This is a genomic window from Pseudomonas sp. ADPe (genome assembly GCF_014843515.1).
GTDB classification, from domain to species: domain Bacteria; phylum Pseudomonadota; class Gammaproteobacteria; order Pseudomonadales; family Pseudomonadaceae; genus Pseudomonas; species Pseudomonas citronellolis.
This window is the reverse complement of record NZ_CP062123.1, coordinates 23975-36650: the sequence shown is the minus strand read 5'-3', so window position 1 is coordinate 36650 and position 12676 is coordinate 23975. Positions and strand designations below refer to the sequence as shown.

Here is a 12676-nt window from a genome sequence, read left to right as displayed (position 1 = left end):
ATTCGAGGTCATCCACCATGAAGAAAACCCTCTCCGCTTTGATCGTGGGCGCTGCTGTGGCGGTGCCCTCCCTGGCTCTGGCCGCCCCTGGCGACGACATTGCCGACAAGTATTTCAACAAGACCAACCCGACGCTGACCGCTCAAGAGCGCGCGGCGCTCGCCATCGCCAAACGGTGGGAAGCGGGGTCGGCGACCGGCATCAAGCCGGTGGCCGGCTCGGGCGGTGCCATCAAGTTCGTGTACGGCGCGCAGCAGCCGAGCATCGTTTGCGCGGTGCTCCAGGTGTGCGACGTGGCCTTGCAGCCCGGCGAACAAGTGAACTCGATCAACCTGGGCGACACGGCCAGGTGGACGGTGGAACCGGCCATCACCGGCAGCGGCGCGACCGAGGTTCAGCACCTCATCATCAAGCCGATGGACGTGGGCCTCGAAACCAGCCTGGTTGTGACCACGAACCGCCGCAGCTACCACTTCCGCCTGCGCTCGCATCGCACCGAGTACATGCCGCAAGTCTCGTTCACGTACCCCGAGGAAGCGCAAGCCAAGTGGGACGCGATCCAGCGCCGCGAGAAGCAGGAACGCACCGACAACACCCTGCCGGCGACGGGCGAGTACCTGGGCGATCTCTCGTTCGACTATGAGCTGTCCGGGTCGGCGAGCTGGAAGCCTGTGCGCGTCTACAACGATGGCCGCAAGACCATCATCGAAATGCCCGGCACGATGCAGCAGACCGAAGCGCCGACGCTCCTGGTCGTGCGCAAAGAGGGCGGCTTGTTCACCGACGACGAAACGGTGCTGGTCAATTACCGCGTGCAGGGCAATCGCTACATCGTGGACACGGTGTTTGACCGCGCGATCCTGATTGCCGGTGTTGGCAGTAGCCAAGACCGCGTGACCATCAGCCGGAGGAAGTGACCATGCGCAAGATCGTCTCTCTCGCGCTGCTCGCCCTCGCCCTGGGCCTCGGCGGCTGCGCAACCACCAGCCAGTACGGCAACTTCGTCCAGTCGGCCGCGCTCGATCAGCAGAAGCTCGCCACCGACGCGGTGCAGCAGCTCGCCACGCTGTACGCGCCGGCGCGCACGCGCCTGGAGCTGCAACAGCCGACGCCCGATCCGTTCGGCCAGGCGCTCGTCAAGTCGCTGCGCGACAAGGGCTATGCCCTCCTGGAGTACGCCCCGGCCGGCGCTTCCACGCAGGCCCCGGCCTCGGCGGCATCGCAGGCGAGCGCACCGGCCACCACGGCCGCGTCGGGCGGCCTGCCGTTGCGCTACGTGCTCGACCAGGCTGGCGACTCGAACCTGTACCGCCTGACCTTGATGGTCGGCAATCAATCCATCACCCGCCCTTACCTGGCGCAAAACGGCACGTTCGCGCCGGCCGGGTACTGGGTGCGCAAGGAGTGACGCCATGACAGAAAACGCCGATCAGATGGCACCTGACGCTTCGCCTGGCGAAGTGTCCAAGAAGGCGGGCGTCCGTCGCGTCAACAACATGCCCATGTACATCCTCGGCGGCGTCCTGCTGTCGTTCGTGCTGGTCATGGCCCTGGTCGCGGCGGATCGCGCGGCCAAGCAGAACGCGCCGGCGGACGGCCCCAAGGAGAAGGCCGGCAACACGTCGATGTTCGCCAAGGAGATCGCAGGCGACAAGACCGGCGGCTTGATCGAGCCGGCAAGCCCGCTCAAGGTGCCCGACATGCCGACCGGCCCGGCGTCGGCTCCGCTGGAGATCGCGCGGCCGTCCAACCCGGACGCGCCGCCGGCCCCGCCGGCCAACCCCGGCAACCCGGGCCAGCCGGTGAACGACGACGAGGCCCAGCGCATCCGCATGGCGAAGATGCAGATGTTCGGCGAAGCCGTGAAGGCCAAGACCACCGTGCGCGTGGATGCCCCGCGTAGCAACGGCTCCGCGCCGGGTGGCCCGAGCACCTACACCGGCACGCCGCAGACGCGCGATGAAATGCTGAACCGCATCGCAGCGGTGCAGCAGCAAATCGACGCGCAGCGCAGCAACGATCCGACCGCCGCCTATCAAGCACGCCTGGCGCAGATTCGCGGCATGGGCGTCGGTGGTGGCGGCGCGGCTCCGGCCGCCGGCGGCATGGGCGCGGGCGGTGCGCCGCAGCTCCTGCAAACCTCGACCAGCGGCGGCGGGCGCAACAGCATGGCGCAGTTCGGCCAAGGTGGGCAGGGCGACCGCTGGAAGCTGGATTCGCAGCCGGAAGCGCCGCGCACACCGTTCGAGCTGCGCGCGGGCTTCGTCGTGCCGGCCACGCTCATTTCGGGCATCAACTCCGATCTGCCGGGCCAAATCATGGCCCAGGTCGCGCAGGACGTGTACGACACACCGACCGGCAAGCACCTGTTGATCCCGCAGGGATCGCGCCTCGTCGGCTCGTATTCGAGCGACGTGGCCTACGGCCAAGCGCGCGTGCTGGTTGCGTGGCAACGCATCGTGTTCCCCGATGGCAAGGCGATGGACATTGGCGCGATGCCAGGCGCGGACAGCGCGGGATACGCGGGCTTCCACGACCAGGTGAACAACCACTATGTGCGCCTGTTCGGCTCGGCCTTCCTCATGTCCGGCGTGACAGCAGGCATCACCTACAGCCAACGCCAGAACCAGGCCACAAACACCTATGGCGCACCGAGCGCCAGCAGTGCCCTAAGCGAAGCCCTCGGCCAGCAGCTCGGCCAGGTTACGGCGCAACTCATCGCCAAGAACCTGAGCATTTCGCCGACGCTGGAAATTCGGCCGGGGTATCGCTTCAACGTCGTGGTCACGAAGGACATGACGTTTTCCAAGCCGTACCGTTCCTTCGATTACTAACGCCATAGGAGAAAAGCACCATGAAGCCGAAGTTTTTAGCCGCTAAATTGGCCCTCGTCATTGCTGTTTCGAGCACGCTGGCGGTCACACCTGTGCAGGCTGGCATCCCCGTCATCGACGGCACCAACCTGTCGCAGAACATCATGACGGCCATCGAATCGGTGGCCCAGACGCTCAAGCAAATTGAGCAGTACAGCACCCAGCTCCAGCAGTATCAAAACCAACTCCAGAACACGATGGCCCCGGCCGCGTATATCTGGGATCAGGCGCAATCGACCATCAACGGGTTGATGAACGCGGTCAACACGCTGGATTACTACAAGACCCAACTCGGCAGCCTGGACAGCTACATCGGCAAGTTCCAGGACGTGAACTACTACAAGAACTCGCCGTGCTTTACGGCGGCAGGGTGCTCCGACGCGGAACGCGCAGCACTTCGGAATGTGGCCCAGCTCGCGAGCGAGTCGCAGAAGAAGGCCAACGATGCCTTGTTCAAGGGCCTCGATAGGCAGCAAACGAATCTCACGGCCGATGCAGCGACGTTGCAGCGTCTTCAATCGGCAGCGCAGGGCGCGCAGGGCCAAATGCAGGCCATCGGCTACGCCAACCAGCTCGCCAGCCAGCAGGCCAACCAGCTCTTGCAGATTCGTGGCCTGCTGATCGCGCAGCAGAACGCGATGGCAACCAAGATGCAGGCCGACGCCGACAAGGAAGCCCAGCAGGCGGCAGCGGCCGCACAACTGCGCCAGGGCAGCTACCGGGCCAGCCCGGCGCGCACCTGGTAAGGGGGATTCATGAAAGCAATCAAGGCTCTGTCCTTGGCCTCGGCCGCCCTCGTGGCGGCCTTGGTCGCCGGCTGCGACAACAAGCCGGCCACGGCCCCCATGCCGGAAGTGAACGACGAGAACTGCAAGCCCGAGAACATCGCCAAGATCAAGGACAAGGGCGTCCAGCAGGCTTTTTCGTCGCTGTGCTTGCGTCGTGGTGGGGATTTCAAGCCCAGCCCGAAACGCGAATGGTGAGGTGCTGACGATGAGAATGCCAGCCAATCTAAAAACCCTCGCCCTGCCGCTGTTCGTCTGGCTGGCGTTCTTCGCGGTCGATGCCCACGCGGCCATCGACAACGCCGGCGTGTTCGATAGCGTGCTGGATCGCTACCAGGCCGCCGCGAGCGGCTGGGCCGGTGTCATCACCACGGCCGCAACCTGGCTCTTCTGGACGCTGGTTGTGATCTCGATGGTCTGGACGTTCGGCATGATGGCCTTGCGCAAGGCCGACATTGGCGAGTTCTTCGCGGAGTTCGTCCGCTTCACGATCTTTACCGGCTTCTTCTGGTGGGCGCTAACCAACGGCCCTAACTTCGCCTCGTCCATCTATGCGTCGTTGCGGCAGCTCGCCGGCAACGCGACGGGCCTGGGCAATGCTCTGTCGCCCTCGGGCATCGTGGACGTGGGCTTTGCGATCTTCGACAAGGTGATGGATCAGTCCTCGGTGTGGTCGCCGGTGGACAGCATGGCCGGCATCCTCATGGCCGTGGCGATCCTGGTCATCCTGGCCCTGGTCGGTGTGAATATGCTTCTGCTGCTCGCGTCGGGCTGGGTGCTCGCCTACGGCGGCGTGTTCTTCCTCGGCTTCGGTGGTTCGCGCTGGACTTCCGACATGGCGATCAACTACTACAAGGTCGTCCTGGGCGTGGCCGCGCAGCTCTTCGCAATGGTGCTCCTGGTGGGCATCGGCAAGACCTTCCTCGATGACTACTACTCGCGCATGAGCGCCGGCATCAGCCTCAAGGAAATGGGCGTGATGCTGATCGTCGTCATCATCCTCTTGGCGTTGGTCAACAAGATTCCGCCGCTCATCGCCGGGATCATCACCGGCGCGAGCGTGGGCGGTGCCGGCATCGGCCAGTTCGGTGCAGGTGCTGCGTTGGGTGCCGCAGGCATGGCAGCAGCAGCGGCCGCGACCGGCGGCGCCGCTCTGGCCGCCGGCGCAGCCTCGGCCGCCGGTGGTGCCTCTGCCGTCATGGCCGCCTTCTCGAAGGCCAATGAGAACGTGTCGGCAGGCACGGACGTTATGTCGGCCTTCTCGGGCGGCGGCAGCTCGGGCGGCGGTGCGGGCGGCGGCGGCGACGCCGGCACCGGCAGCACGCCCTTCGCTCAGGCTGCGGGCTTTAGCGGCAGCTCCGGCGGTGGCTCTTCGTCGGGTGGCGGCAGCCCCTCGACCGGCAGCAGCTCGGGCAGCTCGAAGGGCGGCGATAAGGGCGGCGGCAAAGCCGACGCCGGCGGCCAGGGCAGCAGCTCGACGGCCAGCACCGGCAGCAGTGCCGACAAGGCCGCCAAGAACGAACCCAAGCCCGCCGGCGGGGCAGGGCAAGGGCAGCAGGCCGCACCGGGCAGCACCGGCCCCGGCTTGCTCGCATCGGCCGCATCGGCCCTCGGCACGGCCGGCCGCATCGCCGCCGACGCCGGCGCGAACTTGGCGAAGGGAACCGCCGATGTTGCCAAGGCCAAAGCCGCGAGCCTGCGCGAAGCCGCAGCCGAGCGGATCGCCGACACCACTGGCGGAAAGATCGCCGCCGCGATCAAGGCGCAAGGAAGCGGCACGGCCGAGAACATCGACGTGCCCGACCAGCAGCCCGCGCCGAGCTTCGGCGACAACAGCCTGGCAGGCGGCCCTGCCGATGCCGATCCCGAGTCCGAAGTAGCTGCGTTCGCCAACCGCGAGCAAGGCCGCGACGGCACAACTGCGTAACCAAGGAGAGTCCAACCATGAAGAAGAAACTGTTTGCCCTGGCCGCCCTCGTGGCAGCCCTCGGATCGACCGCCGGCACGGCCAGCGCGCAAGACGTGCTGACCGGCGACACGCGCCTGGCCTGCGAGGCGATCCTGTGCCTGTCGTCGGGCACGCGCCCGAGCGAATGCACGCCGTCGCTGTCGCGGTACTTCAACATCACGAAGCGCAAGCTGTCGGACACGATCCGCGCCCGCCTGAACTTCCTCCAGCTTTGCCCGGTGGCGAGCCAGACGCCGGAAATGCAGTCGCTCGTGTCGGCGATCTCGCGCGGCGCTGGCCGGTGCGACGCGCAGTCGCTGAACTCGACGTTGGTGATGTGGACGGGCGGCTACGACGATGGGCGCACGTACATCAGCAACCAGTTGCCTGACTACTGCGGGGCCTACACCGGCCACGCCTACACCGACTTCGCCAGCAGCGGCACGCTGCCGCGCTATGTCGGGACGCCAGAGCGGGGCGGGTATTGGGTCGAAGCGCGCGACTATGACCGCGCCTTGGCCGAGTACAACGAACGCATCCGGCGCGAGGACGAAGAGCGCCGCCGCCAGTCCTGGCTGAACTGAGGGAGGGGAGGGCATGCCGTTCTTCGCCGATCTGCCGCCGCAGCTCCAGGAGCGCGTCGTCTGCTCGATCTCGGCCGCCGTCAAGTACGAGGTGCCGGTCAACATCGTGTTGGCCGTCGCCGAGAAAGAGGGCGGCAAGCCGGGCCAGTGGGTGCGCAACTCGAATGGCACGCATGACGTTGGCCCGATGCAGTTCAACACCGCGTACCTGGGCGACCTGGCCCGATACGGCATCACGGCGAACGATGTGGCGGCTGCCGGCTGCTACTCGTTCGACCTGGCCGCCTGGCGGCTGCGGATGCACATCCGCAACGACAAGGGCGACCTCTGGACGAAGGCGGCGAACTACCACTCGCGCACGCCGCAGTACAACGCGGTGTACCGGGCCGACTTGATGCGCAAGGCGTCGAAGTGGGCCGATTGGCTCGAAGCTCGGTTCGTCACGCTTGACGTGACGAAGGCCGGGGCCACGCCCTCGACGCCCAGCCAGCCCGCGACGGTGGCCCAGCGGGCGACGCCGGCGGCCAGGCCGGCACCAGCACCCCAGCAGGCCGCCCCAGCGGCCGCAGCAGCTCGCAGCGTGTCGGTGGCCGGCTACGTGCCCCGCACGGTGTCTTTCAACACTTCACGCGAGGGGTCGGCCGAGTAGGCCGGCTCTTCCGATTTAGCGGCTAAACATGGACAAATTCCCCGTGCAGGCTACTTGTTGGTGATCGAATAGCGTGCGCCCGCGTTCATACATGGCTCTCAGCGAGGCGACTTCTGGTGCTGCAATGCCAAGCTCGTTGCCAAGGTGGCGCCACAAGGCTACTGGAATTACCCGAAAGGCACCGAGCAAACGCCCACTCATGCGCAGGAAACCAATATGGAGCGCCAGACCAAGCTTGTGGGAATCACCTCGGCGTGCATTGATTGCGTCGCGCTCGGCACCATCGAAGGTGAAAAATGCCTTCATCTCGAAGTCGCTGATATCGCGGGGGAGCCCACGCATCCCCAAAAACGTTGTGTGCCAACCCTGCATCGTGAACCTCAAAAGTGGGAGGCCACCATACCCGTTTACAAAGCGAACAGGAAAGTCAATGAAATCAACGGTCTACCCAGACCACCCCCGCGCCAGTGCTAGCTTTGCGTACCGTCACTTATTGCACTGAAAACGAGGAGACCCCGCCATGGCCAAAATGCGCAAGGTCACCACCGTTCGCGGCTACGGTGCCTTTGTCGGCGCCAACCACCTCGAAGTGGAAGAAACCACCGGCACGGGCCAGGAGAAGACGGGCACCAAGAAGGTCATCGCCTTCAAGCGCGCCATCATCGCCGCTGGCAGCCAGGCCGTGCGCCTGCCGTTCATGCCCAACGACCCGCGCGTGGTCGATTCCACCGGCGCGCTGGCGCTCAGCGGCGTGCCCAAACGCATGCTCATCCTGGGCGGCGGCATCATCGGCCTGGAAATGGGCACGGTGTACAGCACCCTGGGCGCACGCCTGGATGTGGTGGAAATGATGGACGGCCTGATGCAGGGCGCCGACCGCGACCTGGTCAAGATCTGGCAGAAGATGAACGCCAAGCGCTTCGACAACATCATGTTGAAGACGAAAACCGTGGGTGCCGAGGCCACACCTGAAGGCATCAAGGTCACATTCGCGCCAGCGGAAGAGGGCGGCACCACCCCCGAACCCCAGGTGTACGACCTGGTGCTGCAGGCCGTGGGCCGCACGCCCAACGGCAAGAAGATTGCCGCTGAAAAGGCTGGCGTGGCCGTCACGGACCGTGGCTTCATCAACGTCGATATCCAGATGCGCACCAACGTGCCGCACATCTTTGCCATCGGCGACATCGTGGGCCAGCCCATGCTGGCGCACAAGGCGGTGCATGAGGCACACGTGGCGGCAGAAGTGATTGCCGGTGAACTGCAAGGCAACAAAGAGCTGGCAAGCGCCGCCTTCAACGCCCGCGTGATCCCAAGCGTGGCCTACACCGACCCTGAAGTGGCTTGGGTGGGCCTGACGGAAGACCAGGCCAAGGCCCAAGGCATCAAGGTCAAGAAGGGCCTGTTCCCCTGGACGGCCTCGGGCCGCGCCATTGCCAACGGCCGCGACGAAGGCTTCACCAAGCTGCTGTTCGACGACAGCCCCGAAGCAGCGACCCCTCGAATCTCATCGCCGGGTGTCATCTTTCACGCGGCCACCGGCATCGATGCGGCTACCGTGGCCCCAGTGCAGACCACACTGCAAAAACGCATCCTGCGCGCCTTCGTTGCTCGGGGCCTGCTGGAGAACTGTGACGCCAAAGACATGCTGGGCTACAAACACAGCGGCTTCTCGGTGGACGCCGGTGTCTGCATCGAAGCCCACGACCGCGCTGCGCTGGAGCGGCTGCTGCGCTATTGCGCGCGTCCACCGTTTTCCATGGAGCGCCTACGCAAAGAGGGAAGCAAACTGGTGTACCGCTGTGCCAAACAGCGCAGCGAGCCCACCAGTGACAAGCGTGGTGCCAAGGCAGATGAGCTGCACCTCACACCGCTGGAACTGATCGACCGCATCGCCGCGCTGGTGCCACCGCCACGCACCCACCGGCACCGCTACTTTGGTGTGCTGGCACCAAACTCGCCGCTGAGAGCGGCGGTAACGGCGCTGGCCCAGCCTGCTGCGTCGCAACCAGCCACGGTGGAGACTGCACAACCTGGCGCGGGCGTACCTGGGGTGGCGGCGCCGGGCAACGCGGCCACACCCACACCCGAACCTGAAGCACGCCCGAAGCGAGCGGCGCATTACTTGTGGGCGGTGCTGATTGCCCGCATCTACGAGGCATTTCCGCTGCTGTGCCCCATGTGCGGTGGGCAGATGCGCATCATTGCCTTCATCACCCACAGCGCCGAAATCCGCCACATCCTGAACCACATCGGGGTGGAGTCTGCCCCCCCGCACATCACCCCGGCACGCGGGCCACCGCTGTGGGAGGGCTGCGACGCGCCGGTGGATGATGGTGCGCAAGGCGAGCCGGATTGGGATCTGGCAGCTCAACCCGACGAGGTAGACCAGCGCGTCAATTGGTGACCCAGTGAAGCGGCGGTATCCATCGCTGCGGGGAAGCAGCTGCACGCGCGCCAGGCCCAAATGCATACTGCCTCCCAAGCTCTTGCCATTGAGCGGCAAGCGAGCGCTCAACCTTCCTTGGCCGAACGTGTTTCGAGGCCCAAAACTCGTGCCATACTTGGCCTCATGCGGTTGAATTTCCTATCCGTGGGCACATCAACGTCAAAGAATACAGTGAGATGAGGAGAAATCACTCCTTCACAGCCACCCGACATGATGATCGGCACAGCATCCACCGCAGTCATCTCCATGAATTGCTGCAGATAGTGCCGCAGGGCTGCTGTGGCGAATCCGCGTGTGTAGTCGTTGACGCAGCCGTTACCCTCCGTCTTCCCGAGAATACCCGTGATCTTCCTGTGAGGGATACCCGCCGCCGCAAGCGCTCGGTCGAGCGCCCCTACATCGTCCGGCCCAGACTGCGCCACTTTTATAAGCGATGACGTATCCATAGGTGAATCAGATTAAATTCCGCAAAGCTAGCCGCCCAGTACTCGTTTTCTAGCCGTGGCCCGATCAGTCATGGGCGAAAGACAGAAGCTGGTTCAATCGTCAAATCAAGTCGATGGCACGCGACACTCGCGTGTTGCGCGGCGAGCCTCCGCGAGCTGCCCTTACCCGCTCAATAAGATCCTCATCGAAAGGAATTTTCTGAAGCCTCGTAAGACCGTGGACCGCTTCACTACCGAGTTTGGCCGCATTGTACATGGCGGTCACACCCCTGCTTGCGCAAAAAAATTGCCACCATCTTCCCGGATCAGCTCACGCTGCTGCGTGATCATACGGGAGAGCAGTTCCGCGCAGGCCTCACTGCGGGTGTGCACGACCTCGACTCCTAGCTCCCGCAGACGATCTTCACCCCACTCGCGAACGGTTGGGGTGCCGATCACGACCTTGGGAATACCATATAGGATCATCGCTCCTGTGCACATTGGACAGGGCGAAAGCGTCGTGTAGAGCACAGTTTCTCGATAAAATTCCGGCGGTTGCCGACCGGCGTTGGCGAGCGCAGTCATTTCTGCGTGATGGAGAGTGCTGCCGGTCTGCGCCCGGAGATTGCGTCCGCGTGAGACCAGCTTGCCGCGGTGGACGAGTACCGATCCGATGGGAAGGCCTCCCTCTAGGAAACTTGCTTCCGCCTCCTCGATTGCGATCTGCAGCATGCTTGATTCAAATTTCGTGTGTTCCATAGGTTATTTTTAGACCTGTCAGGCAAAGAATAGATACGAACACCGCATTGAGCACAGAGTAACCCACTCGCGACCCAATCGCCTTCCAACCCGGGTGCCCGATGTAGATGCTCGTCGGAAACGGGCTGCCGAACGCGCCCGTGAGAATCGACGATACGCCATTATAAAGCATTGAAGGCAGCATCGGGTAGCGATCCCCGGCGGCCGTCGCAGATTCAATGTTTTGCAGGGAGATGATCACACTGATGCATCCGATGGGGAGAATTACAGGCAGAAACAGGGGAAGCATCGAGAACGAAGCGACCAGATCGCCCAACACAGGAACTGGCGGATAGAAAGCGAGGCGGGCATCAGCGAGGTTTCCGACCGGGACTACCTGCGCGCCTTGGACAAAATGGAGCATCCACGCTAGGCCAGTGCCGGTCACCAGGATGATCAGGCCGGAAGGGATCCCACCCTTGATGCGAAGCCGTCCAAAATAGAACAGAAATGTGACACCGAGTGTGACGAGCCCGAGAAGCGGAGAGGCGTAGGCACGAAAGAAAAAGTCCATCGAAAGGAAACAGAGGCCAATGCCTCCAACGGGTGCGAGCAGCGCAGCCCGTGGCGTAAATCGACGGATACTCTCCGCCACGAAACTGCCGAAGAACTCGATGAGCCCCGAGACGAAACAAGCCAGTATACCGGCCCGCCAAGCAAAGATAGCGACATCATCCCCGGTCAATCCCTGTGCCTCGCCGATGAATTTCGCTGGGTAAAGTACGAGGAAAACAAAGGCGATTAAGGTGATGATGTTGATGCCGAACGGCAGTGCACAGACGTCGCTTCGCCCCTGCAAGCGCACCTGCTTCGCCACCCTGGCGGCGACCGGGTGATGGCCCAGGTGCTCATGGCCATCACCCTGCACGGGCTCGATGACGTGCTGGTGGCCGTGGAGTTGGCGCTGCAATCGGGCCGCGTGAGTGCCGACCATGTGCTCAACGTGCTGGCCAGGCTCAAGGAGCCCCAAGCCGTGCAAAGCCTGCCTGAAGCAGCCTTGCCTTCACTGACGCTGCACGAGCCGCCTCAGGCCGACGTGTCGCGCTACGACAGCCTGCGCCAGTCCCAGGAGGATGACCATGTCCAATGACATCGCAGCAAGCCTCAAGGGCTTGAGCCTGCACGGCATGGCCAGTGCCTGGCCGGAACTGCTGGGCATCGCCCGGCTCAAATCGCTCGACCACGAAGCCCTTCTGCATCAGCTCATCAAGGCCGAGGGCGCGCACCGGGAAGTGCGCTCCATGGCCTACCAGATGCGGGTGGCCCGATTCCCTCACCACCGCGATCTGGCTGGCTTTGCCTTTGATCAGGCCCAAGTGGACGAGGCGCTGGTGCGTCAGCTGCACGAGTTCAAGTTCATCGACTCAGCCCACAACGTGGTCTTCGTGGGCGGCCCAGGCACGGGCAAAACACACCTTGCCACAAGCCTGGGCGTTCATGCCATCCGTGCACATGGTAAGCGGGTGCGCTTCTTCTCGACCGTCGAGCTGGTCAATCTGCTGGAGGCCGAGAAAGCTCAAGGTAAGGCCGGGCAACTGGCACATCGGCTCATGTACGTGGATCTCGTCATCCTCGACGAGATGGGCTATTTGCCCTTCAGTCAAGCCGGTGGGGCCTTGCTGTTCCACCTGCTGTCCAAGCTGTACGAGCGCACCAGCGTGGTCGTCACCACCAACCTGTCGTTCTCGGAGTGGGCCAGCGTGTTCGGCGACGCCAAGATGACCACCGCGCTACTCGACCGACTCACCCATCACTGCCACATCGTCGAAACCGGCAACCAGAGCTGGCGCTTCAGGCACTCGACTGCACAACCGTCTTCGATCATCAGAGCCACACGAACCAAAACGGCCAAAGGAGCACCCCAGACAGATCACGCAGTAGACTTATCCACATCCGAACAGTCCATTTCTTCGTCAACTTAGTGGCTCAGTTTTGGACGTGACGCCTGGCTCAGTTTTGCTCGTGATTCAACACAGACCACCCCCGCGCCAGTGCTAGCTTTGCGTACCGTCACTTATTGCACTGAAAACGAGGAGACCCCGAGCGAGGCGAAAAAAAACCGCCTCGGGGTGTCCGAGGCGGCAAGTCTGCATGCGGTTCAGGGAGGAAGAAACCGCGCCGGCGATCAGGGAGGAAAACCGCGCGGCCTGATGTGCAGCTCGGCCACT

At 63.8% G+C, this 12676-nt stretch carries 12 protein-coding genes and 4 pseudogenes; 12 read left to right on the top strand and 4 right to left on the bottom strand.

The genetic code is table 11. The annotated features are described in order from the left end of the window. Positions 1-17: 17 nt before the first annotated feature. Genes trbG through IG194_RS32470 form a run of 8 tightly spaced genes read left to right on the top strand, consistent with a single transcriptional unit; the run spans position 18 to position 6839 of the window. Positions 18-917, top strand: coding sequence for a P-type conjugative transfer protein TrbG (trbG, locus tag IG194_RS32505; RefSeq protein WP_006122480.1), 900 nt, complete (start codon positions 18-20; stop codon positions 915-917). Between the two features lie 2 nt (positions 918-919). Further along, the gene (locus tag IG194_RS32500) at positions 920-1408 is read left to right on the top strand and encodes a conjugal transfer protein TrbH (RefSeq protein WP_006122479.1); all 489 of its coding nucleotides are present in this window, start codon (positions 920-922) and stop codon (positions 1406-1408) included. Between the two features lie 4 nt (positions 1409-1412). After that, positions 1413-2834, top strand: a complete 1422-nt coding sequence (locus tag IG194_RS32495) for a TrbI/VirB10 family protein (RefSeq protein WP_011114050.1) — start codon at positions 1413-1415, stop codon at positions 2832-2834. Between the two features lie 20 nt (positions 2835-2854). Beyond that, entirely contained in the window at positions 2855-3619 is a 765-nt protein-coding gene (gene trbJ / locus IG194_RS32490; RefSeq protein WP_010890135.1) for a P-type conjugative transfer protein TrbJ, read from the top strand. 9 nt (positions 3620-3628) lie between these two features. Beyond that, positions 3629-3856, top strand: a complete 228-nt coding sequence (gene trbK, locus IG194_RS32485; protein ID WP_011117181.1) for an entry exclusion lipoprotein TrbK — start codon at positions 3629-3631, stop codon at positions 3854-3856. Between the two features lie 10 nt (positions 3857-3866). Beyond that, a complete protein-coding gene (gene trbL / locus IG194_RS32480; RefSeq protein ID WP_011114051.1) occupies positions 3867-5585 on the top strand; it encodes a P-type conjugative transfer protein TrbL in 1719 nt (572 codons plus the stop codon). A gap of 17 nt (positions 5586-5602) precedes the next feature. Next, positions 5603-6190, top strand: coding sequence for a TrbM/KikA/MpfK family conjugal transfer protein (locus IG194_RS32475; RefSeq protein WP_010890138.1), 588 nt, complete (start codon positions 5603-5605; stop codon positions 6188-6190). A 13-nt stretch (positions 6191-6203) separates the two neighbouring features. Beyond that, the gene (locus IG194_RS32470) at positions 6204-6839 is read left to right on the top strand and encodes a transglycosylase SLT domain-containing protein (RefSeq protein ID WP_011114052.1); all 636 of its coding nucleotides are present in this window, start codon (positions 6204-6206) and stop codon (positions 6837-6839) included. A gap of 42 nt (positions 6840-6881) precedes the next feature. Here IG194_RS32470 and IG194_RS32465 read toward each other — a convergent pair. Continuing rightward, positions 6882-7211, bottom strand: a pseudogene (locus tag IG194_RS32465) (DUF4158 domain-containing protein); the annotation flags it as partial. Between the two features lie 136 nt (positions 7212-7347). On the opposite strand from IG194_RS32465, the pseudogene IG194_RS32460 reads away from it, so the two are divergent. Both IG194_RS32460 and IG194_RS32455 read left to right on the top strand, forming a co-directional pair. After that, positions 7348-8328, top strand: a pseudogene (locus IG194_RS32460) (dihydrolipoyl dehydrogenase family protein); the annotation flags it as partial. Continuing rightward, positions 8329-9243: pseudogene (locus IG194_RS32455) on the top strand (IS91-like element ISPps1 family transposase); the annotation flags it as partial. A 107-nt stretch (positions 9244-9350) separates the two neighbouring features. Here the strand turns inward: IG194_RS32455 and IG194_RS32450 are convergent. The 3 genes from IG194_RS32450 to IG194_RS32440 form a co-directional block, all read right to left on the bottom strand. Then, complete coding sequence (locus tag IG194_RS32450) at positions 9351-9731, bottom strand: ring-opening amidohydrolase (RefSeq protein WP_064987548.1); 381 nt, start codon at positions 9729-9731, stop codon at positions 9351-9353. A gap of 261 nt (positions 9732-9992) precedes the next feature. After that, on the bottom strand, positions 9993-10442 hold the full coding sequence (locus IG194_RS32445; protein WP_040435306.1) for a nucleoside deaminase: 450 nt from the start codon (positions 10440-10442) through the stop codon (positions 9993-9995). A 7-nt stretch (positions 10443-10449) separates the two neighbouring features. Next, entirely contained in the window at positions 10450-11325 is an 876-nt protein-coding gene (locus tag IG194_RS32440) for a hypothetical protein (RefSeq protein ID WP_058487124.1), read from the bottom strand. Between IG194_RS32440 and IG194_RS32435 the strand changes: the two are divergent. Continuing rightward, positions 11302-11598: pseudogene (locus IG194_RS32435) on the top strand (IS21 family transposase); the annotation flags it as partial. The gene IG194_RS32440 and the pseudogene IG194_RS32435 overlap by 24 nt on opposite strands. Next, positions 11588-12430: an IS21-like element ISAav1 family helper ATPase IstB gene (gene istB, locus IG194_RS32430; protein ID WP_019372643.1), complete on the top strand. Its 843-nt coding sequence runs from the start codon at positions 11588-11590 to the stop codon at positions 12428-12430. The pseudogene IG194_RS32435 and the gene istB, both read left to right, overlap by 11 nt. The last annotated feature ends 246 nt before the right edge of the window (positions 12431-12676 follow it).

Excerpts from the sequence above, each read along its gene's own strand:
- trbG (WP_006122480.1), top strand. The coding sequence starts at position 18 with ATGAAGAAAACCCTCTCCGCTTTGATCGTGGGCGCTGCTGTGGCGGTG.
- IG194_RS32500 (WP_006122479.1), top strand. The coding sequence starts at position 920 with ATGCGCAAGATCGTCTCTCTCGCGCTGCTCGCCCTCGCCCTGGGCCTC.
- IG194_RS32495 (WP_011114050.1), top strand. The coding sequence starts at position 1,413 with ATGACAGAAAACGCCGATCAGATGGCACCTGACGCTTCGCCTGGCGAA.
- trbJ (WP_010890135.1), top strand. The coding sequence starts at position 2,855 with ATGAAGCCGAAGTTTTTAGCCGCTAAATTGGCCCTCGTCATTGCTGTT.
- trbK (WP_011117181.1), top strand. The coding sequence starts at position 3,629 with ATGAAAGCAATCAAGGCTCTGTCCTTGGCCTCGGCCGCCCTCGTGGCG.
- trbL (WP_011114051.1), top strand. The coding sequence starts at position 3,867 with ATGAGAATGCCAGCCAATCTAAAAACCCTCGCCCTGCCGCTGTTCGTC.
- IG194_RS32475 (WP_010890138.1), top strand. The coding sequence starts at position 5,603 with ATGAAGAAGAAACTGTTTGCCCTGGCCGCCCTCGTGGCAGCCCTCGGA.
- IG194_RS32470 (WP_011114052.1), top strand. The coding sequence starts at position 6,204 with ATGCCGTTCTTCGCCGATCTGCCGCCGCAGCTCCAGGAGCGCGTCGTC.
- IG194_RS32450 (WP_064987548.1), bottom strand. The coding sequence starts at position 9,731 with ATGGATACGTCATCGCTTATAAAAGTGGCGCAGTCTGGGCCGGACGAT.
- IG194_RS32445 (WP_040435306.1), bottom strand. The coding sequence starts at position 10,442 with ATGCTGCAGATCGCAATCGAGGAGGCGGAAGCAAGTTTCCTAGAGGGA.
- istB (WP_019372643.1), top strand. The coding sequence starts at position 11,588 with ATGTCCAATGACATCGCAGCAAGCCTCAAGGGCTTGAGCCTGCACGGC.